At 38.2% G+C, this 19,754-nt stretch carries 18 protein-coding genes, 2 tRNA genes and 1 other RNA gene; 5 read left to right on the plus strand and 16 right to left on the minus strand.

All coding sequences use genetic code 11. The features are described from left to right. Window positions 1–3: 3 nt before the first annotated feature. Entirely contained in the window at window positions 4–270 is a 267-nt protein-coding gene (locus E4O00_RS07215) for a hypothetical protein (protein WP_253676684.1), read from the minus strand. Between the two features lie 23 nt (window positions 271–293). Here E4O00_RS07215 and E4O00_RS07220 point away from each other — a divergent pair, with 23 nt between their 5' ends. Further along, window positions 294–710, plus strand: a complete 417-nt coding sequence (locus E4O00_RS07220) for a cytidine deaminase (protein WP_253676685.1) — start codon at window positions 294–296, stop codon at window positions 708–710. Here the strand turns inward: E4O00_RS07220 and E4O00_RS07225 are convergent. Then, window positions 701–774, minus strand: a tRNA-Arg gene (locus E4O00_RS07225). The two genes, E4O00_RS07220 and E4O00_RS07225, sit on opposite strands and share 10 nt — an antisense overlap. A gap of 113 nt (window positions 775–887) precedes the next feature. Further along, on the minus strand, window positions 888–2,192 hold the full coding sequence (locus tag E4O00_RS07230) for an NCS2 family permease (RefSeq protein ID WP_253676686.1): 1,305 nt from the start codon (window positions 2,190–2,192) through the stop codon (window positions 888–890). A 182-nt stretch (window positions 2,193–2,374) separates the two neighbouring features. Between E4O00_RS07230 and E4O00_RS07235 the strand changes: the two genes are divergently transcribed. Beyond that, window positions 2,375–3,751: a hypothetical protein gene (locus tag E4O00_RS07235; protein ID WP_253676687.1), complete on the plus strand. Its 1,377-nt coding sequence runs from the start codon at window positions 2,375–2,377 to the stop codon at window positions 3,749–3,751. Here the strand turns inward: E4O00_RS07235 and E4O00_RS07240 are convergent. Further along, entirely contained in the window at window positions 3,748–4,803 is a 1,056-nt protein-coding gene (locus E4O00_RS07240) for an aldose epimerase family protein (protein ID WP_253676688.1), read from the minus strand. The genes E4O00_RS07235 and E4O00_RS07240 overlap by 4 nt on opposite strands. A 66-nt stretch (window positions 4,804–4,869) precedes the next feature. On the opposite strand from E4O00_RS07240, the gene E4O00_RS07245 reads away from it, so the two are divergent. From E4O00_RS07245 to E4O00_RS07255, 3 genes are all read left to right on the plus strand, one after another. Beyond that, window positions 4,870–5,865 carry a phosphate/phosphite/phosphonate ABC transporter substrate-binding protein gene (locus E4O00_RS07245; protein ID WP_253676689.1) on the plus strand — a complete coding sequence of 332 codons (996 nt, stop codon included), beginning with the start codon at window positions 4,870–4,872 and terminating at the stop codon, window positions 5,863–5,865. Window positions 5,866–5,918: 53 nt separating this feature from the next. Continuing rightward, window positions 5,919–5,991, plus strand: a tRNA-Met gene (locus E4O00_RS07250). Between the two features lie 196 nt (window positions 5,992–6,187). Beyond that, window positions 6,188–7,267, plus strand: a complete 1,080-nt coding sequence (locus tag E4O00_RS07255) for a tyrosine-type recombinase/integrase (RefSeq protein ID WP_253676690.1) — start codon at window positions 6,188–6,190, stop codon at window positions 7,265–7,267. Here the strand turns inward: E4O00_RS07255 and E4O00_RS14245 are convergent. The 12 genes from E4O00_RS14245 to dnaG all read right to left on the minus strand — a co-directional run bounded on the left by E4O00_RS14245 (window position 7,242) and on the right by dnaG (window position 19,492). Continuing rightward, window positions 7,242–7,448, minus strand: coding sequence for a hypothetical protein (locus E4O00_RS14245; protein ID WP_371922685.1), 207 nt, complete (start codon window positions 7,446–7,448; stop codon window positions 7,242–7,244). The two genes, E4O00_RS07255 and E4O00_RS14245, sit on opposite strands and share 26 nt — an antisense overlap. Then, the gene (locus E4O00_RS07260; protein WP_253676691.1) at window positions 7,441–8,001 is read right to left on the minus strand and encodes a Panacea domain-containing protein; all 561 of its coding nucleotides are present in this window, start codon (window positions 7,999–8,001) and stop codon (window positions 7,441–7,443) included. Before E4O00_RS07260 ends, E4O00_RS14245 begins: the two co-directional genes overlap by 8 nt. Window positions 8,002–8,077: 76 nt before the next feature. Next, on the minus strand, window positions 8,078–9,379 hold the full coding sequence (gene rodA / locus E4O00_RS07265) for a rod shape-determining protein RodA (RefSeq protein WP_253676692.1): 1,302 nt from the start codon (window positions 9,377–9,379) through the stop codon (window positions 8,078–8,080). Continuing rightward, entirely contained in the window at window positions 9,376–11,229 is a 1,854-nt protein-coding gene (mrdA, locus tag E4O00_RS07270) for a penicillin-binding protein 2 (RefSeq protein WP_253676693.1), read from the minus strand. Before mrdA ends, rodA begins: the two co-directional genes overlap by 4 nt. Next, the gene (mreD, locus tag E4O00_RS07275) at window positions 11,226–11,735 is read right to left on the minus strand and encodes a rod shape-determining protein MreD (RefSeq protein WP_253676694.1); all 510 of its coding nucleotides are present in this window, start codon (window positions 11,733–11,735) and stop codon (window positions 11,226–11,228) included. The genes mrdA and mreD overlap by 4 nt, the downstream gene beginning before the upstream one ends. 4 nt (window positions 11,736–11,739) lie before the next feature. Next, complete coding sequence (gene mreC, locus E4O00_RS07280) at window positions 11,740–12,603, minus strand: rod shape-determining protein MreC (RefSeq protein WP_253676695.1); 864 nt, start codon at window positions 12,601–12,603, stop codon at window positions 11,740–11,742. A 5-nt stretch (window positions 12,604–12,608) separates the two neighbouring features. Continuing rightward, complete coding sequence (locus E4O00_RS07285; protein WP_253676696.1) at window positions 12,609–13,643, minus strand: rod shape-determining protein; 1,035 nt, start codon at window positions 13,641–13,643, stop codon at window positions 12,609–12,611. A gap of 17 nt (window positions 13,644–13,660) precedes the next feature. Next, entirely contained in the window at window positions 13,661–14,596 is a 936-nt protein-coding gene (locus tag E4O00_RS07290) for a tetratricopeptide repeat protein (RefSeq protein ID WP_371921874.1), read from the minus strand. A gap of 17 nt (window positions 14,597–14,613) precedes the next feature. Beyond that, an RNA gene (gene rnpB, locus E4O00_RS07295) (RNase P RNA component class A) lies at window positions 14,614–14,959 on the minus strand. A gap of 14 nt (window positions 14,960–14,973) precedes the next feature. After that, window positions 14,974–15,804, minus strand: a complete 831-nt coding sequence (locus E4O00_RS07300) for a zinc ribbon domain-containing protein (protein ID WP_253676698.1) — start codon at window positions 15,802–15,804, stop codon at window positions 14,974–14,976. 42 nt (window positions 15,805–15,846) lie between these two features. Beyond that, window positions 15,847–17,712 carry an RNA polymerase sigma factor RpoD gene (gene rpoD, locus E4O00_RS07305; RefSeq protein WP_253676699.1) on the minus strand — a complete coding sequence of 622 codons (1,866 nt, stop codon included), beginning with the start codon at window positions 17,710–17,712 and terminating at the stop codon, window positions 15,847–15,849. Further along, a complete protein-coding gene (dnaG, locus tag E4O00_RS07310; protein WP_253676700.1) occupies window positions 17,705–19,492 on the minus strand; it encodes a DNA primase in 1,788 nt (595 codons plus the stop codon). The genes rpoD and dnaG overlap by 8 nt, the downstream gene beginning before the upstream one ends. Window positions 19,493–19,754: the final 262 nt, after the last annotated feature.

Raw genomic sequence — 19,754 nt, forward strand, 5'->3', positions numbered from 1 at the left:
ATTTTACCGTCTTCGGTAAAATATCCGAAAAGACTCACCTAAGGAAAAAACAATGGGAGACTTTCCGTCAAATCTTTGTTTAAGCTCATCAAAAGATGCTGCCGCTTCCCCCGAATAGATTTGTCCGTTTTGGACTTTCGGTATAGGCGAAGCCCAATCAGGCATCAGATAGACATCCTCCCGCATTGGAACTGCGGCTGCAAAAATATATATAACAAGAATAATAATTACACCAATAAAAATAAATTTATTTTTTCCTTTAAATAACATAGAAAATATGATATACTACTTTTATGGAAATTTCAAGTGAATTAGAGAATTTATTCAAAAAAGCCCTTGAGGCTTCAAAAAAAGCTTATGCACCCTACTCCAATTTTCATGTGGGAGCAGCCCTTTTGTTGGGAGACGGATCTACAGTAACAGGAGTAAATGTAGAAAACCGCTCATATGGACTTACAAACTGTGCAGAGCGTACGGCAATATTTAAGGCTGTTTCTGAAGGAAAAACGGATTTTAAGGCAATCGCAATTGCAACGCCAGATGCGGATTACCCGGTAAGCCCATGCGGAGCATGCAGACAAGTTATTTCGGAATTCATGGCAGGAGATATACCGGTAATCTTCGGTTCTTCCCTTGATAATGTAGTTCTTACAGATGTTAAAGGAATATACCCCTTCGATGCCCTGCACGAATTAAAAAATGACCCGTAGACGATTCGAACGTCCGACCTGCTGCTTAGGAGGCAGCCGCTCTATCCAACTGAGCTAACGGATCAGATGATGTGTATTATACCTGAAAGAGCTTAAAAGTTCAAGTAGGTAGTTTTTCAAATAATATATAAATTTAAGAAAGCCCCTGCCTAAAACAGGAAGGGGCTATAACAAAATTTAGAATTTAACAAAGAATCTTAACATGAAGATTACAAACAAGATCCAAGTAATAAGCGGTATTTCCTTGAATTTACCCTTAATTGATTTTAAGATAACATAGGCCAAAACGCCGTATACAATACCTTCAGCAACGCTGTAGGTAAACGGCATCATAATCATCGTTAAGAATGCAGGAATTCCTTCAGTAGGATCCTTATAGTTTATTTCTCCGGCTTGGGTCATCATCAAAAAGCCCACTATTATAAGTGCCGGAGCAGTGGCTGCGGCAGGAATAAGCAAGAAAATCGGAGAAAACAATAATGAAGCGATGAACATAAGGGCTGTTATAACAGATGTTAAACCTGTCTTTCCTCCGGCTGCAACACCGGCAGTACTTTCAACATAGCTTGTTACTGTTGAGGTTCCTAGAGCGGCACCTACTACTGTTCCGATAGCATCAGATAAAAAGGCTTGCTTAATCCTGGGAATATTTCCGTCTTTATCTACAAGGTTTGCCTGAGTTGCAACACCCACGAGGGTTCCGACCGTATCAAAAATATCCACAAAGAGGAAAGAAACAAATACAATAAAGAATTTAAAAGAAAGCACATTTGAAAACTCAAAATTGAACATTGCAGGAGCTGAGGGGAGACTAAAAGGAGTCCAGCCTTCCCAACCGCCGAATGGAACGGTAATCTTTAAAGGAATACCAATGATGGTTGTAACTAAAATTCCTATCAATATTGCTCCGGGTACTTTTAAAATAAAAAGGGCACAGGTTATAATTAAACCGATAAGGGCTAAAACAGCAGGAGAGCCCCAAGTGAATTCTCCGAGTCCTACTAGTGTTGTAGGATTATCGACAATTATGCCTGAATTTTGAAAGGCGATAAAGGTAATAAAGATACCTATACCTGCGGCAACAGCCTTTTTAAGATTGACAGGTATGGATTTTACGATAGCTTCACGGACATTTACAACTGAAAGCAAAATAAAAAGAACGCCTTCTAAAAAAACGGCAGTTAATGCCGTAGACGGGGAATAACCTAAACCGATAACAACGCCGTATGTAAAAAAGGCATTTAATCCCATTCCTGAAGCAAGGGCTACAGGAAGATTAGCTAAAAAGCCCATGGCGAGGGTTGCAATAGCGGCGGACAGAGCGGTTGCAGTAAAAACGGCACCTCTATCCATTCCGGCTTCACTTAAAATTCCCGGATTTACGGCCAAAATATAAGCCATTGCCAAAAAGGTAGTAATACCAGCAATGACTTCGGTGCGCACGGTAGTATTGTGCTCCTTAAGTTTAAAAAATCTTTCCATAACTAAGAAATTCTCCTTGGCGTATTGTAGCATAATTTTTTATTTGCAGCAATATACGGATTTTATTTTTTTTAGATAATTTTAATCAAAAAACTTTCAATATTAGTATTCGGTACAAAAAAAAGCTATATATAGGTATGAAGACAAAAAATATTTTTATTAAATTCTTTAGGATTTGTTCAATGATGCTGATATTCAGCATTGGTTTAAATGCGGAAATACCTGTAGAAAAAAAATTTTTTTCTATTACACAGAGTATTGATCTTAACCTTGATTATAACCTAAAAGCCGAGGCAAAAAATCCTTTTTTTGAAGTATATACGGCAGCAAAAACTCAAGAAGATACTCCTAAATTTACACTTATACCTCAAGGCTTCAGCTTAAAATTCAGTCCGGTCCTATACCGGGAAAAGAAAAAGCTTTATCCGGCTCTGTCCTTTTTTTACGGCGGAATTACAAAATCAAGTTTTATAAACAGGATGCTTTTTAAAAATGATTCTGAAAAAAAGCCTTTTTATAAAGGCATAAGTCTTTCTCCCAAGTATTTGCTTGAAATATCAAAATCAAAATTCGATGTAAGCATCGGGACAGAATTTGCAGTAAAAAATTTTAATCTTATTTTTTTGTCCGAACAAAAACAAAAGGAAATATGGCCGAATCTTTCATTTTGTACATCTTATAAAAAAGAGAATGAAAGCAACTTTTTAAATTTCAGCATTCTTTCTTCACTGACAAATTCAGCCTACTCTAAATTTAATCTTACCGCATCTAATTATGACCAATTTTATTCCGGAGAATTTATATTGGGAGAACAAGGAGAATTGATAAACTCGGTATTTTCCATGGCCTTAGGAGTAAAGATTCCTTATGGAGTACCGGATAAAAAAAACAAATCCGATTCAAATTTAGATTTTTTTGGCAAGGCCGAGTATAATATTCAAAGCGACTATTTTATGCTTAACACCGGAGCCTTATTTGAAAGAGACGGTACATTGAAGGCCTTTGTTCAGCCGAAAATTGAGATTGGAGCTTTAGATCTCGGCCTTTCATATAATTTTTTGCGAAAGTATTTTAAAAAGAAAAAAGTTTATGAAAATTTACATTCCGGAGGAATAGGTTTGGACCTTAGTTTTAAGCGGTTTAAATTAAAGAGCGAAATATATTATGATAATACCGAGTGGGATCTGAAAGGTCAAATTAAAATTCCCATCAAACTTTTTGCCAATACACTCTTTTCAATAAAAGGAAATACAAAACTGGAAGACAAATTAAAAAATCCGTTTATAGTAAAAAACTATTCTTTTTCCTCGAATATTAAAATAAAATTTAACAAAGCCTTCAATATAAATCTTTCAGCTTCCTTTATGCAAAAAAATACATTATTAAAAAAGAATAAGAAAACATTTATAGCTTGGGAAAAAGGAATCTTTAGTTTTTCAACTCAGGCAGAACTTATAAAAAAGACAAGGCTTACATCAAATTCTTTTAAGGGAGAAATAATAGTTGAAACCGCCAAACCTTTTATAAAAGGAAGTCTTGCATACAAAATAAGTTTTTAAAATGCAAAGTGCCAAAGAGTTTCGTGTTCGTAAGCTTCACCGGGTTTAATTACGGTATTGGGAAAATGAGGATGATGAACGGCATCCGGAAAGGCCTGACTTTCAAGACAAAGGCCAGCAAATTTATTATAGACATCTCCGTTTTTTCCAAGTTCGTTGTCTAAAAAACCGCCCGTATACATTATAAGAGCCGGCTGTGTCGAGTAAACGGTTAAGGTTCTTTTGGTAACGGGCTCTTTTACTATTGCAGCCAGAGTTTTACGGTCGCTGACTTCTTTTTTTATAACCCAAGTATTGTCAAAACTTCCGCCTATTTCTTGTACACCCTCGCTCAAAAGCCTAGGTTTTCTAAAGTCATAGCCCGTATTTTCTACATTTAAAAACTTTCCCGTCGGAATAAGCTCTTGATTGGTTTCAAGATATTGCTCTGCAAATATTTGAACCTCATGATTTAAAACCGAAACATAGGAACCGTTAGACTGCATTCCGGCAGGATTTAAGTTAAAATAACTGTGATTGGTAAAATTAACCGGTGTTGTTTTATCCGAAACAGCCTTATATCTTATAATAATCTCGTTATCGGGGGTAAGAGAATAACTTACTTCAGTTTGCAGATTTCCCGGGAAACCTTGCTCTCCATCCGGTGAGGTTCGTGAAAAAACGACACCAGCTTCTTGATTATTCTTAAAAGTAGAAGCTTCATACAACATCTTATCGTAAAAGGGGTATCCTCCATGAAGACAGTGTTTACCTCCGTCATTTGGGGTTAGAAGATATTGCTGATTTCCCAAAGTGAATTCGGCATTTGATATTCTGCCGGCGTATCTCCCTATAAATGATCCGAAGTGTGGAAAATTATTTACATATCCTATAAAACTTGAGTATCCTAAAACAACATCGTCAAAACCGCCGTTTTTTGAAGGCAAAAGAATTCCGGTAATACAGCTTCCGTAATTGGTACAGCAAAGCACCATTTTTCCGTTAAAAATAGTAAATAATAAGGCCTTATTTCCGTTTGAAAATGATCCGAATTCGCTTGTAGTTATCTTCATATCAACCTCCCGAATAAGTATAGCATATTATTGAATTATATGATAGAATGCGGCATGGAGAATTTTATGAAACATAAGATTATATTATTGTTGGCATCGGCCTTCCTATTTTTTGGATGTACTAAGGAAGAAGTTCAAAAGCCGATTACCATGGTATTTTTACCCAATGAATCAAGCGAGGCAATGAAGGATGCAAGGCAGGCTTTTATGGAAATAATAAGCGAAGCCGTAGACCGCCCCGTCGAAATCAAAACTACCACGGATTATAATATAGCCTTAGAAGCTATTATATCCGGAAACGCAGATATGGCTTACATAGGAGCCGAGGGTTATATAAATGCCCATAAAAGAAATCCGGCCATTGTACCGGCGGCCACCAATTCCGGCCCAAGCGGAACCTTGGAAGATGCGTTATACTATAGCCTTATAGCAGTAAGAACTGAAGATGCTCCTCAATACAAGAACGGAAACGATTATGATTTGACTCTTTTAAAAGGGAAAAACATTTCATTTGTTTCCACAAGTTCTACATCAGGTTTTGTAATTCCTGCAAATCTTCTCGTAAAAAAATTCGGATTAAATAATACCGATGAACTTATTCATGGCAGCTCGGTATTTTCTAAGGTGCTTTTTGCAGGCTCTCATCAAGGCTCTCAAGTCAACCTTTTTAGAAAAGACGCTGATGCCGCAGCCTTTGCAATTCCTCAAACTATAGGAGTATATGATTTAATTGAAGGAGAGGACTATCAAACGGGGGCATCTTACAAGGTTGCAGAAGGTGCTGTAGACCCCTTCGGTAAATTTCCCGGAAGCGAAATTACCGTAATTCAATCGATTCCGGTCTTAAATGCCCCTATAGTAATGAATACAAAAACACTTTCCCCCGATGAACAACACAAAATACAGGAAGCCCTTACATCAGAAAAAACTGCAAATAATCCCGGTATTTTTAAAATAAAGGGAGCGGATAAACAGGGAATGTACCCCAAATACTCTGAAAAAACAAAACTTGTTAAAACTACAGACTCTTGGTACGATAAAATCAGAAATTTGACAAAATAAATTAGAAAAAGACTTGACATAATATTTCTTATATGCTATACTCCGTTCCACATCGCAGGGTAGAGCAGTTGGCAGCTCGTCGGGCTCATAACCCGGAGGTCGGAGGTTCGAGTCCTCTCCCTGCTAACCAAATTAAAAGGCACTCTTTTGAGTGCCTTTTTTTATTGTTTATTTCACATTTCTATAGCTTATATAGACTTACACAATCATAAAGTAAAGCAGGATTTCACTTTATTTTGTTTATTTTCCTTATATTTTGTTTTATTTTTGCCGAAAATGTAAGCACTATGTAAGCTCAAAAACTTACTAAATAAGGAGAATTATGGGTGTAAAACTATGGATTAACCGCAATAAAATATATCTTAGTATATATATCGGCGGGAAAAGGTGGAGGGAAAGCACGGGATTGACGGTTAGCCCGAATAAAGAACAAAATAAGGCTGTTATGGATATGGCAGAAATTTTGCGAAGTAAAAAAGAAGCTTCGCTGGTTGCTATATCATCGGGGCTTATCGATCCGGCTTTTGTAAAAATTACACTTTTTGAATATGTTAAAAAAGAATCGGAAGGCAAAAGTAAAAAACACCCTCTTATCAAAGGTTTTAAATGGCTTGAAAAACTTACTCAGGATATTAAAATGTCTTCCATTACTTCTAAATGGTTTGAAGATTACCAAAGGGCTTTGTTAGAAAAAACAGGGCTTGCCGCTAAGACTTGCGAAAATTATGCATCGGCCTTACGGGCCTTGTTTAAAAAAGCCGTAAGGGATGGAGTGATAGTCAAGGATCCGTCAGACGGAGTTAAACACATACCCTGCCCCGAAAGCATCAAAGAATTCTTAATGCCGGAAGATATCCGAAAACTTGCTGCAGAACCCATAGGCGGGATTTTAGGGGCAGACGTTAAAAAGGCTTTTTTGTTTGCCTGCTGCACGGGCTTGAGAATAAGCGACTTAAAAAGCTTAAGATGGGGCGGCGTATCTTTTGAAAAAAAGACACTTACAAAGATTCAGCAAAAAACAAAGAGGGCCGTATATCTACCTATCAAAGATGAGGCTATAGCCTTTTTGAATCTTCTTGCAGAAGAAAACCCGAACAGGACGGACGAGGACTTTATATTCCCTCATGTTGCAACAACCGGCACTAACATGAATCAGTACTTAATCGAATGGGGAAAGCGGGCCGGAGTAAGGCAAAAAATAGGCTGGCACTTGGCAAGACATACCCACGCTACCCTACTTTTGGAGTCCGGGGCAGACTTGTATACGGTCCAAAAACTTTTGGGGCATACCAAGATAAGCACCACCGCACAGTATACACAGGTTACGGACAGGAAGAAAAAAGAGGCTATCGACTTATTGCCTGATTACGGGATTGTTACAGATACGGAAAAAGAGATTTAACCTCAGCCGATACAAATTTAGATTGCTTTAGGGCATTTTGTATTCTTTTTAGAAGGGTATCGGATACCACTATTTGCTCGTTATTTTTATCGGAATCGGAGACTATAATACGTAAGTGTCTAAACTCTTGGCCCGATTTAGATTTTTCAGGCTTGCTTAAAAAGGCGGTTTTCTTAGGCATTTAATTCGGATAGTTGAGCAAGGGCGGCTTCTTCTTCAGCAAAGGATAGTTCTTCTTCGATAAGGAAGGCTATCTCATCGGGGCTTTTGCCCAGGGCTTGCAGGATAGATTCAATACTTATCGGCAGGGCGGAGTCTTTAGGATCAGTCCATTCGGGGCAATTTGCATGAGTATATTCGATAAGGTCCGTAAAGGTGTAATCATGAAATTTAGAGTCGATAGCGTCTAAAACTTCTTTTTCGTAGTCGGATAAAGTGTTACATGGTATCTTATCGGTTAAAGCAACAAGATCGTAACCGTCTTTTAAAAAGCGGCTATTCCATAGGCTCTGGTCGTTTTGATTACCTTTATTACGGATAAGATTATATGTATTTGATAATATAGGGCCTGCTTTTAGGGCTGCATAAGTATCGCCCGTAATGGGAGAGCCGGTATCATCGTAGGATTGACGATCGGCAAGGTAGAGCATTTTAAGAAGCTTTGTATAATTGAGCCGATACTCATATTTTTTGAGCATATAATTTACAACTTCAATAAGTTTATGTATATTCATAAAATACCCCCTTAATTTTAATCTAGCACCTAGGCCGCCTTTTGTCAATACTTTTTTTACAATTTTTAATGGTTTTCTACAACTGCCGCAAGTTTATTCCGATCACTATACCTACGGAAATCATGGCTGTCCAAAGAGATGACCCTCCGTAGGATAAAAACAATAGAGGAATACCCGTAATCGGCATTATACCCATAACCATGCCGACGTTTACAAAAAAATGGAAAAAGAACATTGCCAGAATACCTGAAACAATAAGTTTGCCGAAAAGGTCATCGCAGCGCTTAATCGAAAGAAAAAATCTAAAAAAAACTATACTGTAAAGGAAAAAAACAAAAACACCGCCCAAAAAGCCCCACTCTTCCGATAAAATACTGAAAATAAAGTCGGTACTTTGCTCGGGCAAATATCGGTAATGACTTTGAGTACCCATAAGATAACCTCGTCCGGTTAAGCCCCCTGAACCGATAGCCGTGATTGACTGGATTATATTCCAGCCGTGTTTTAACGGGTCAACTTCAGGATCCAAAAAGATGATCAAACGCATCATCTGATATTCTTTTAATGCCCTTACCCCAGCTATGGAGCCCGCAAAAGCAATGGTGATAAGAGAAAGAACATAGGCTATCCAATAATAATATCTTCTTTTTAATAACACATTGCCTATCATTGCAATAACGGTTGAGATACCCATCGCAAACAGAATAATAATCGAAACTTGGGAATGTTTTAAAATATTTGTCATAATATGACTTGTCTTTAAAATTACCTTCTCCCAAAGAGGCATCAGAGTAAACACTATTGTTAATACACCAAGGAAAAAGACATAAAGGATAAACCTTAGCGGAATACCTGCAATAAAACACATTATCAAAAAAATAGGAATATATACGCTTGCTGTTCCAAGGTCGGGCTGTTTTAAAATAAGGGCAACAGGTACAAGCATGATTGCCATAGCCTTCATAAATCGTTTTAGAGGTTCTTCATTTTGAGATTTTTCCAAATAGTAGGCTAAAAAAAGAATAAAAATGAGTTTAATAAATTCTGAAGGCTGGATACCTAGATTTTTTAAGCCTATCCAGCTTCTTGCATTATGCCTTACAGTTCCAAAAATCCCTGTATACAAAAGCAAAAGCAAACCCAACAAATAAATTAAAAATGTTCTATCCTTTATCCGTCTATAATCATAAATACATGAAAGCAAGAGCAAAACAATGCCTGTACCTGACCATAAAATCTGCTTACTATATTCTCTTGAAACAAGCTCTCCTGAAGAATTTACACCTGAAGAATAAATAAAAAGAATACCTATGAATGTCAAAAGAACAACAGCTAAAAATAATAAATAATCGAAGTTTGTAATTTTGCGTATGTTCATTCGCTTCTCCTTACGACTGCAGGGAGTTGTCTAAATCCGAGATAGTCTATAGTTTCGTCATAGGTTTGATTTGCAAGAGCACCATGCAGTATTATATTGGCGGCATACGGAGCCCACCATTCCCATCCGTTTACAGCTTCTACAATAACGCTGACAACTATCATATCCTTAGGAGGAGCATCATATGGACCGTAAGCCACCATCCATGAGTGCCAGGTATCCTCTAAGCCTACTTCAGCTGTTCCCGTTTTTCCGGCAAAGCGGAACATAGGATTTTTCATTGGGAAGCGGGCTTCTCCTTGAATTGTAACAAGATTCATCGCATATCTAACCTGGTCAAACACTTCCTTACCTATATTTTCTTGATGAAGAATTTGAGGCTGAACGGTTTTGATAATCTCCCCGCTTGAAGGATCTCTTATTTCTTTTAAAAGATGAGGCTTATAGATTATTCCGTTATTTATAACCATACACGCCATGTTTGCTACCTGAAGAGGAGAAGCAAGGGTATAGCCCTGGCCTATCGACATATTCATAGTATCTCCGTTAAGCCATTTTTCATGGAACCGGCGCTCCTTCCATTTAGGAGATGGAACAAAGCCTTCGGATTGACTTGGAAGATCTATCTCAGTTGATTGACCTAGACCAAAGCGTTTTGCATAATCTACAATTTTTTCAACTCCCAAGTAGTCTCGGCAAACAGTCCAATAGTACACATCACAAGACTTCGCAAGAGCCTCATTTAAGGCCAGTTTCCCGTGTCCGGGCTTTCGTATATGACAGCGGAATACACGGTTTCCGTATTCAATCTCACCCAAACAAGGAACCTTCGTTTCAGTTGGAAAGGCTTTTTCATTTAAAATGGCAGTGTTCATTATAACCTTAAATGTTGAAGCCGGAGGATAGGCAGCATCTATAGCCCTATTCAAAAGAGGCTTATCAGGATTTTCAAATAATTCTTTTGCAAGAGAGCTTGTAATTTCCTTACCGAAAATGTTTTGATCAAAGTATGGATAGGAAACCATTGCCAAGACCTCGCCCGTTGTAGGCTTTAACACAACGGCAGCCCCTATTCTGGGACCTAATGCATCTTCCGCCAGTTTTTGAATTCTTTTGTCAAGGGTAAGCACAAGATTATTTCCCATCTTAGGCGGTGTTACAACCGTAGTATTTTCTATGTATCTGCCCTTGGCATCTACAGTCCGGTATTCCACCCCATCCGTACCGCGTAAAATTTCGTCATATTGTTTTTCTATTCCGGCCTTGCCTATTATACTGTTTGAGGTATATCCCTTATTATAAAAACGGGTCAACTCATCTGCGGTAATATCTCCTACATATCCTATTATGTGAGAAAAGGAACGGGTATCAACATAGTTTCTAACAGGCTTCGAGTGCCATGAAACACCGGGAAGAGAATCGATACTTTCTGCAACCTGCACAATGGTAGAATAATCGACATTGGATTTTATTTCTATCGATCTAAAATCCCTTCTGACACTTAAGGGCAATTTTTTTTCTATCTGTGAAACAGGAATTTTCAATATTGAGCTTAATCGGCTTATTACGGTATCAAATTCCTGACGAGGGACTTCACCGGGAACAATATCAACAGCAAAAGAATCAATGTTCAAAACCATCGGCGTATTTGCTTCTCTATCAAAAATCTCACCTCTTTGAGCAGGTATAAGGGTTGTTCTCTTTGAAATATTTTGGGACTTTTGCTTAAACTTATCCCCATAAATTATCTGCATCGAAAACAGTTTATAGGTATAAGCTATCAAAATAAAAAATATGAAGATTACAAATAGTCTAAGCCGAGAATTTAAACTGTCTTCATTATTTTTCATATTGTGCTATACTCCTTCGATATAAAGGCTTGAGGAAAGAGATTAAAAAATAAAAACACAAATGGAGTAAATACAATATTGACAGCTGCCTCTATGGCAAAGTTTACCGAAAAAATATCATAGGTATGAATATTTTGCCCAAAGAGTATTTTTAAAATAAATAAGAGGAGAACTTTAAATAAAAAACCTAAGGTACCTAAAATACATGGAAACACTATCTTGTTTAAATTATAAAAGCCGTAGAACTTTCCTATTAAATATCCGGTCAAAGTAAAAATAAAGGAATGTAAACCTATAGGTGCTGCTGACAAAAAATCGGCCAAAAGCCCGGCAATAAAACCGCAAATCAAACCTGTGATAGCTCCGTTAGAAATTGCAATATAAATAACAGTAAGCAAAACCAAATCAGGCAATACAGCAAAAAAAGATATATGAGAAAACACGGCTGTTTGAAGCAGGGTTATAAAAAAAACGCTTAAAGAAGTCCACAAAATAACTTTTTTCAATTTATTAAAACTCCTTTTCTATTTTTGAAGTATCAAGCACAAAAACATATTCCAAACAAGAAAAATCTATTATCGGATCCACATAGATCTCAAGCGAGGTTTCATAATCAAGGGACTTAATTTTAGAGACATAACCTATCGGAATATTCTTTGGAAAAATTGAAGCATCATCAAATCCGGAGGTAATTATCTTATCCCCTATCTTAATGTCATCCCCTGCCCTCTTTTTTATGTACTTCATAATTAGCGGAGAATCCTCCGATCCTTGTCCGCTTACAACACCGCGGTGTTTTACCAAGTCAACCTTTGCCGCAACATGGCACTGATAATCATAGATAGGTATAACCATCGAAGAGCCTCTCCCTACCTGCAAGATTTTACCTACAAGGGCCATGTTTCCGTTTTGAAAGGCAATGACAGGCATATCTTTTCTAACACCATGCTTTACACCCCTGTTAATAATCATCCCGGAATAAAGAGCGTTCGGGTCATAACCTATTATTTCTGCAGGAATATTCGCAATTTGGATATTATCTGTAAAGCCCAATAAAGTACGCAGCTCATTGTTCTCTCTTTTTATGTCGGCATTGGAACGCTCTAAAAGCTCATACTTTTCAAGCTGCTTTGTAAGCTCATTATATTTTGCTTTTAAATCCCATAATTCCCTTACGGAAGAAACGCTTTCTCCCACAAAGGAGGAAACATTGTAAACAGCTTTTTCCGTTCCGGCACTTACCGAGAAGGCCAATCTTTTAAAATCCAAAATAAAAGAGCCGCCTGAAAAAGAGAGTAGAACGGATGAGATTAAAAGGAATAAAATTAAAAGAAAAACTTCAAGATTTAGTTTAAGCGAAAGTTTTTTCTTCATAGGAGCTAATTATTTAAGCTGTCATATAGACTGCGGTCAACAGTCATATCCCTAAACACTTCATAATATCTTCCGGCACCTATAGCAACACAGTCCATAGGATTTTCTGCCAAGATTACAGGAACACGGGCTTCCTTAGCTATAAGTTTAGGAAGGCCCTTTAGTAAAGAGCCTCCTCCGGTCATTACTATACCCCTCTCAACAATATCGGCGGTAAGTTCAGGCGGTGTCTGGGCTAAGGTTCTTTTAATCTCTTCTACAATCTGTGTAACGGGTTCTTTTAGAGCTTCCCTGACCTCAACAGAGTCAATTTCCAATCGGCGTGGAAGTCCCGTGATGGCATCGGTACCCTTAATTTCAACCTTTTCGATCGTTTTTTCGGGCGAAGCGTTGCCTATGCTGATCTTGACTCTTTCGGCTGTCTGCTCTCCGATTATAAGATTATCAACCGAACGGACATGCTTAATTATGGCTTGATCGAACTCATCGCCTCCTACACGGATAGCATTTGTTACAACCATGCCGCAAAGAGAAATAACCGAAACTTCGGTCGTTCCGCCTCCGATATCGCAAACCATATTTCCGGCAGGCTCGTGAATAGGAATATTTGCACCGATGGCAGCAACCAAGGATTCTTCCAAAACCTTAACCTCACCGGCACCTGCCTTCATGGCGCTTTCATAAACAGCATTACTTTCAACATCAGTAATACAGCTTGGAATACCTATAACCATTCTGGGTTTAACAAAACGGTGCTTAGGTAAAATTTTAGAAACAAAGTAGCGGATCATCTTTTCGGTAGTGTCCATATCGGCAATAACACCGTCTTTTAAGGGCCTAATAGCCACAATATTTCCCGGAGTTTTCCAAAGCATTCTTTTAGCCTCAGAGCCGACGGCAACCACTCTTTTTGTTCCCCTCTCAACGGCAACAACGGAGGGCTCGTTTACAACTATGCCCTTTCCATTCACATAGATAATAGTATTGCATGTACCCAAATCTATTCCTATATCTGTTGAAAATCTTTTTAAAAAACCCATTTTATCCCCCAAAATTTTTATAAATTTAGTTTAGCCCGTGTTTTTGCATGGAGCGGATCAAATTTAAGAGCCTTCCGCCATTCGGCACGAGCCTTTATCAAATCTCCTTGAAGTTCGTATACAACACCCAAACCGTAATGAGCATCAGAAGAGGTCATATCCTTTTCAAGAATGGTATTAAATTCCTTTACAGCATCATCTATCTTATTTTCTTCGATAAATAAACTACCCAATAAATATCGGCATTTTAATTCTAAAAGTGTATCCTTAGTTTTATCTATTGTCTCAAATAAATAAAGTTTCGCATTTTGTTTATCCGAAATCTTAATATAGTTTTCGGCTAAGGCAAAGAACAATAAGTCTGACGGACTATTAGCAAGGGCATCCGAAAAAGCCTCGATAGCTCTTTCAGGTTCGCCTAAAAGAGATGCCGACATACCCCTAAACTCCGATAAATCGGAAAATTTCCCGCCGGAATTATATGCAATATCCAAGTATTTTAGAGCAAGGTCTGCATAATAATAACCTTTTTGATAGTAAGCCTTTCCCAAAACATAGGCAATTTTCGCCTGCTGAGATTTTGAAACACGGTACATTGCCTGCCGTAAATTCAATATAGAATCATTTAGATACGAATAGCTTACCGAAAAATCGGTTTGTTCGGCAAAAATATAATAAGCGGCAAAACCGTGCATAGCCAAGGCTTCTCCGTCATAGGCCCTTCTTTTTAAAATACTCTCTGTTTTTTGGTATACGCTCTCGTAATTTTTTTCAGCCCAATCGGCATACACCTCTTTCATGGAAGGTATGCCTGCATAGTTTTTTTTATAGATATATAAAAAATATCCTCCGGAAACCGCGCACAAAAGAAAAATCAAAACTACAAAAATTTTTTTTGAGCTTCTTTTTTTCTTTGAGAAATTTTTATGCGATCGTCCTTTTGAAAATTCCATTTTTACAATACCTAAAAAAAAGGGATTAATAAGCCGGATTCTGTTTCTGTAAAACAGACGGAACCATCTTTCTTAGGTCAGCTTTACAGCAGACCTTTATCGCGGTTAACCCGTAAATTAAGAATCGGAGATTCTTTACTGCTTAACCTTGCTCCCGATGAGGTTTACATTGCCGTTTCCGTTGCCGAAAACGCGGTGGGCTCTTACCCCGCCCTTTCACCCTTACCGCAAAATGCGGCGGTTTACTTTCTGTTGCACTGTCTGTAAACGGAAACTTTCATTTCCGTTCCCCGGCCGTTAGCCGGCATCGTTTCCGAAGGAGTCCGGACTTTCCTCTGCAAATGCAGCGGTTCCTTTAATCCCAAAATTATTTTTTTTTAATCTTCGTCTTTATCGTCTTCAAAACTTGCAAGGAAGTCTTCATTTGCAGAATCCCCAATATCAAGCAAGCCTTCCATATCGGAATCATTAAAATATGCTTCCTGTTCAGTAGTTAATTCGGATTCTTCATAGAACAGAATACGGCTGCAGTAGGGACAGAATTTTATATCCCGATCCGACCTGACTTCATTTACAAACTGAGCGGGAAGAATCATATGGCAGCCCATGCAGACATTTCCCTGAACCGAAACAATACCTACACCATGTTTATTCTTAATAATCCTGTCGAATTTAAACATCGTTTCATCGCTTAAACCTGGTGAAAGTTTTTTTTCTTCAGTCTTTAACTCTTCCAATTTATTTTGCTTTTCGGAAACTTCAGAATCCAAGAGCTGTTTATGTTCTTCAAGCTCTTTTTCAGTTTGTGCAATAAGAGCTTCTTCCTGCTTAATATTTGCATCTAAAATTTTAAAGTTGCCTTCAAGTCTCTGAAGATCTTTTCTTATAGTTTCGGCCTTTGTAGTAGACTCATCGATTTCCTTTTGCAAGATTTCATACTCCCGCTGGGTCTCGATATTGTCCATTGCCTTTTCGGCCTTTTCTCTTTTTTGTTCGGCTTCAAAAAGATCGGCTTTCAAAACGGCAATACCTTTACGCAGCTCTTCATATTCGCTGTTCATTTGGATATAACCGGATTTTAATTTTTCCAAAAGCTCTTCCTGCTGTGTAAGAGCCTTTGGTGCATCCAAAATCTCCGTTTCAAGTTCATTTTTTCGAGCAAGAATATCCTGTAAAGCTCTCAATTTTTCCAATACATCATTATCCATAAATTACACCCCTTTAATTATCAAGATAGACGATTATCATAATCAATTATCAAGATAATCTTTTAATTTTCTACTGCGTTTAGGATGGCGAAGCCGCCTCAATCCTTTTGCTTCTATTTGCCTTATTCTTTCACGAGTTACATCGAAATATAAGCCGACCTCTTCAAGTGTGAGAGGATATCCGCCCTCAATACCGAATCTCATTTTTAAAACCTCCTGCTCGCGCTCAGGAAGACTTGAAAGCACCATCTCAAGCTGCTCCTGCAAAAGCGTCAGTTCCGTTCGGTTTGAAGGATTTTCAACACCCTTATCCTCGATTAAATCTCCCAAAAGAGTATCCTCTTCTTCACCTATCGGAGTTTCAAGAGATATAGGTTCCCGTGCTACATTTTTAACCTGCTTAACTTTTTCGATAGACCAGCCGAGCTGCAAGGCTATTTCATCATCATTAGGTTCACGCCCGAGTTTTTGCATAAGCTGGCGGGATTCTCTGTTTACCTTGTTTATCTGCTCTATCATATGAACAGGCACGCGGATTGTACGGGCCTGATCCGATATTGAACGCGTAATAGCCTGCCTGATCCACCATGTAGCATAGGTAGAAAATTTGTAACCCTTTCGGTATTCAAATTTTTCTACAGCCTTTATAAGACCGATGTTTCCTTCCTGTACAAGGTCAAAAAACTGTAGACCGCGATTGATATACTTTTTAGCGATAGAAACAACAAGCCGCAAGTTTGCATTTATAAGCTTATCTTTTGCGTTTTTAAGCATTCTCTGGCCGTTTTTTATTTCTAAAGTAAGATCAATAACCTCATCTACCGTAGCTTCAAAATCGTATTCAATCTTGCGTATCTTACGAGTTAAAACCTGAATTTGAGTGTATATATCCTTTACTTCATTGGCAGAAATATTAAGCTCTTTTTCGAGTTTTTCCCTTTCCCGCGGAATTGCAAGGCGCTTACCCAGCTTTCGTAGATCGGCATAATTTTTAATACCGAGTTGTTTTTCTTTTCTCTCTTTTTTGTTTTGATAATCCTGAACCTTTTCGGTTGCCTCAATAAAGCGGTCAGAAATTTTTTCTATTTCTTCCGATTCAATGTGGATACGCTTGAGACTGTTAAAAATTTTCTTACGCAAAGTTTGAAGCTCAGGGCTCTCCAAAAAGCTTTCCAAGGTTTCCCTGTCATAGCAGTGCTTTTTTAAAGAAATATATTGCTTAATTTCGGAATATATGTTCCGTAAGCTGTCGCCGTAAACCTGCTTAAGACGCTTTTTTTCGGCCATTTCTTCACTTAACTCTTTGCGAGGCTTATTGGACTCGGCAGGATCGAGTTTTGAAAAGGCCTTTTGACCGATTACAAAAAATTCAGGGATCAAAATACCGGAATTCTTTATAACCTTTTTTATGATAGCCTCTCCGTCTTCCATGCTTTTTGAAAGAGACACCTCTTCATCGGCAGTTAAAAGATCTTCCTTACCTATCTCTTGAAGATAAAGCTTAATCGGATCATCAACCCCGGCTTCGTGAGAAGTTCTAACAAGTTTTTTTGCCGTTTCGATTCTAGGTTTATCTTTTTCGATATACGGAGTTTCGATGTCATCGGAATAAGAATTCTTTACATCCGCATCGTCATCATCTTCTTCGTATGCATCATCCAACAATCGATAATCTTCATCATGGCCGCCGTTAAAATCAGAATCGGCTTCTGTATTTGTTTCAGATACTCCTTCATTTTTAATCTGAACGCCGGCAGCTTCCAAAATATCCAGAATATCGGGTATAGTTTCCGGAGACATTAAGTCTTCGGGCAATAGATCATCAAGATCACCCAATCCTATTGTGCGTTTTCTTTTGGCATATTCCAAAAGTTTAATAATCGCAGGATTCTTTTCGAGATCAGTCATACACCTTTCCCTTTAATTGTTTTAGTTGAATGTCGATATTCTTTTTTTCTTCCATTAGTTCTTTTGTCAAGTTTACGGTATCGGCATTCTTTTCTCCATGTAATAACCTTAATCTGCCTATGATTTTGTCTTTTTGTTTTTGTAGAATATTTTGTTTTATAAAATTTATGCCGTCATCGACTACCTTTTCAGATTTCTCGGCGAATTCACCTTTAGAAATTGTTTGAGAAACAATTTCTTTTAATTTTTCTTCCCCGCATCTGTGCATCAGATTTGCATACGTATAGGCACCATCTCTATAACATTCTTCTAAAACAATAAACAAATGTCTGGCATAAAAATCCTCAAAATCATCAGGGCTCAATTCGGAACGCAAACGGGAAAACAGATCCGTATTTGCCGCAACGGCAAGTACCAATCGTAACTCGGCATTCATTCTTATATTTACCGGCTTTTGTTTTACTTCGTCAACTATATGCCTTAGAGCCTTTTTTTCGCGGTTCGTATAATCGCCGAAAATTGCTTGTTGACTGACACCAAATGCCGATGAAAGTTTAGAAATTGCAGACTCCCTTTGAATATCGGATTCCAGGACCTCAATATACGGAAACAAAAAGGCTATAGCTGCGGCCTTTCCCTCCGGACTGCTTATATCAAATCTCATGGACGCAATTTGTATAAGATAATCATCGTCTACTATAGCATATTCCAAAAGAAGTTTCAAGCCTTCTTTTCCTTTTTTTTGTAGAATTTCGGCAGGGTCCTTTCCTTCTTTAAGGTTTAAAACACGCACATTTACACCAAGACTGCGGCAAATTTTTATAGCCTTGTAAGAAGCTTCCTGCCCTGCCTTGTCAGAGTCAAAGGCAAGGTAAAATGTATCTGCAAAGGACTTGAGAAGTTTTACCTGTTCAGGGGTAAGAGCCGTTCCCAAGGGAGCTACAGCATTTTCGATTCCTGCCTGAAAAAAGGCCAGAACATCCATGTAGCCCTCGCATAAAATTACCGATTTGGACTTGCGGATTTCGCTCAGAGCATGATGAAAGGCAAAAACGGTTTCTCCCTTTTTGTATTGGGGCATATCCGAGGAGTTTAAGTATTTTGCACCCTCCCCATCCAAAATACGGCCTCCGAAGGCTATTGTTTTTCCGTGGCGGTCGCAAATCGGAAACATAAGCCTATCCGAAAAAAAAGCTATATTTTTATAGTTTTTAGAAAAAAGGCCCGTTTTTTCCAGAAGGCTTTCAGAGTAATTTTTTGACAACAAAAACTTATGAAGCCAGTATCGGTCTTTAGGAGAATATCCCAGATTGAATTTTCCGATTATTTCGGGAGAAACATTGCGGGAAAGAAGGTAGTCAAGGGCTTTTTTTCCTGTAGGACTTTGGGTTAAAAGATAGTGAAAGCTGCCTGCAACCTTGCCGTAAAGATCCAAGATTTCGTCTTTAAGCTTTGCACTTTCATCGGGAACATAGGAACCGCCCTCATAGATGACCTCAATGCCGGCATTTTTTGCAAGCCTCTCAACGGCTTCAGTAAAGGAAAGTTTTTCCATCTCCATCAAAAAGTTGATTGTTCCGCCTCCCTTGTGACAGCCGAAACAATAATACATCCTTTTATCGGGAACAACATTAAATGAAGGAGTTTTTTCGTTATGAAAGGGACAGCAGCCCCACCAGTTAGATCCCCGCTTTTCCAGCCGGGTATAGTTCTCGACAAGGGATACAATATCGGTCATTTCGGTTACTGCATCGATTGTTTTTGAACTTATCTTAGGCATTAATACTCCTCGCTTTTTGTAGGTAAGTGATTGTACACTAAAGAGGCTTAAAAATCAAGCACAGACAAACGCATCAGAGTTTTATCTTCGCAAAAAACATAGGCTGTTCAACCCGCCTTTCGCCGCTATGCGGCTGCAAGAGGGGTATTCACAGCCTATTTTTTTGCTATTTTATTTACCCAAATCATGCGTTTGCCCTGCTTTGAAAAATGTGCGAAATTTTGTTTAAACTGCATCGATTACAAAAACTTTTCCTAATTTA

Origin of the sequence: Treponema sp. OMZ 788 (assembly GCF_024181245.1) — a bacterium.
Classification (GTDB): Bacteria; Spirochaetota; Spirochaetia; order Treponematales; family Treponemataceae; genus Treponema_B.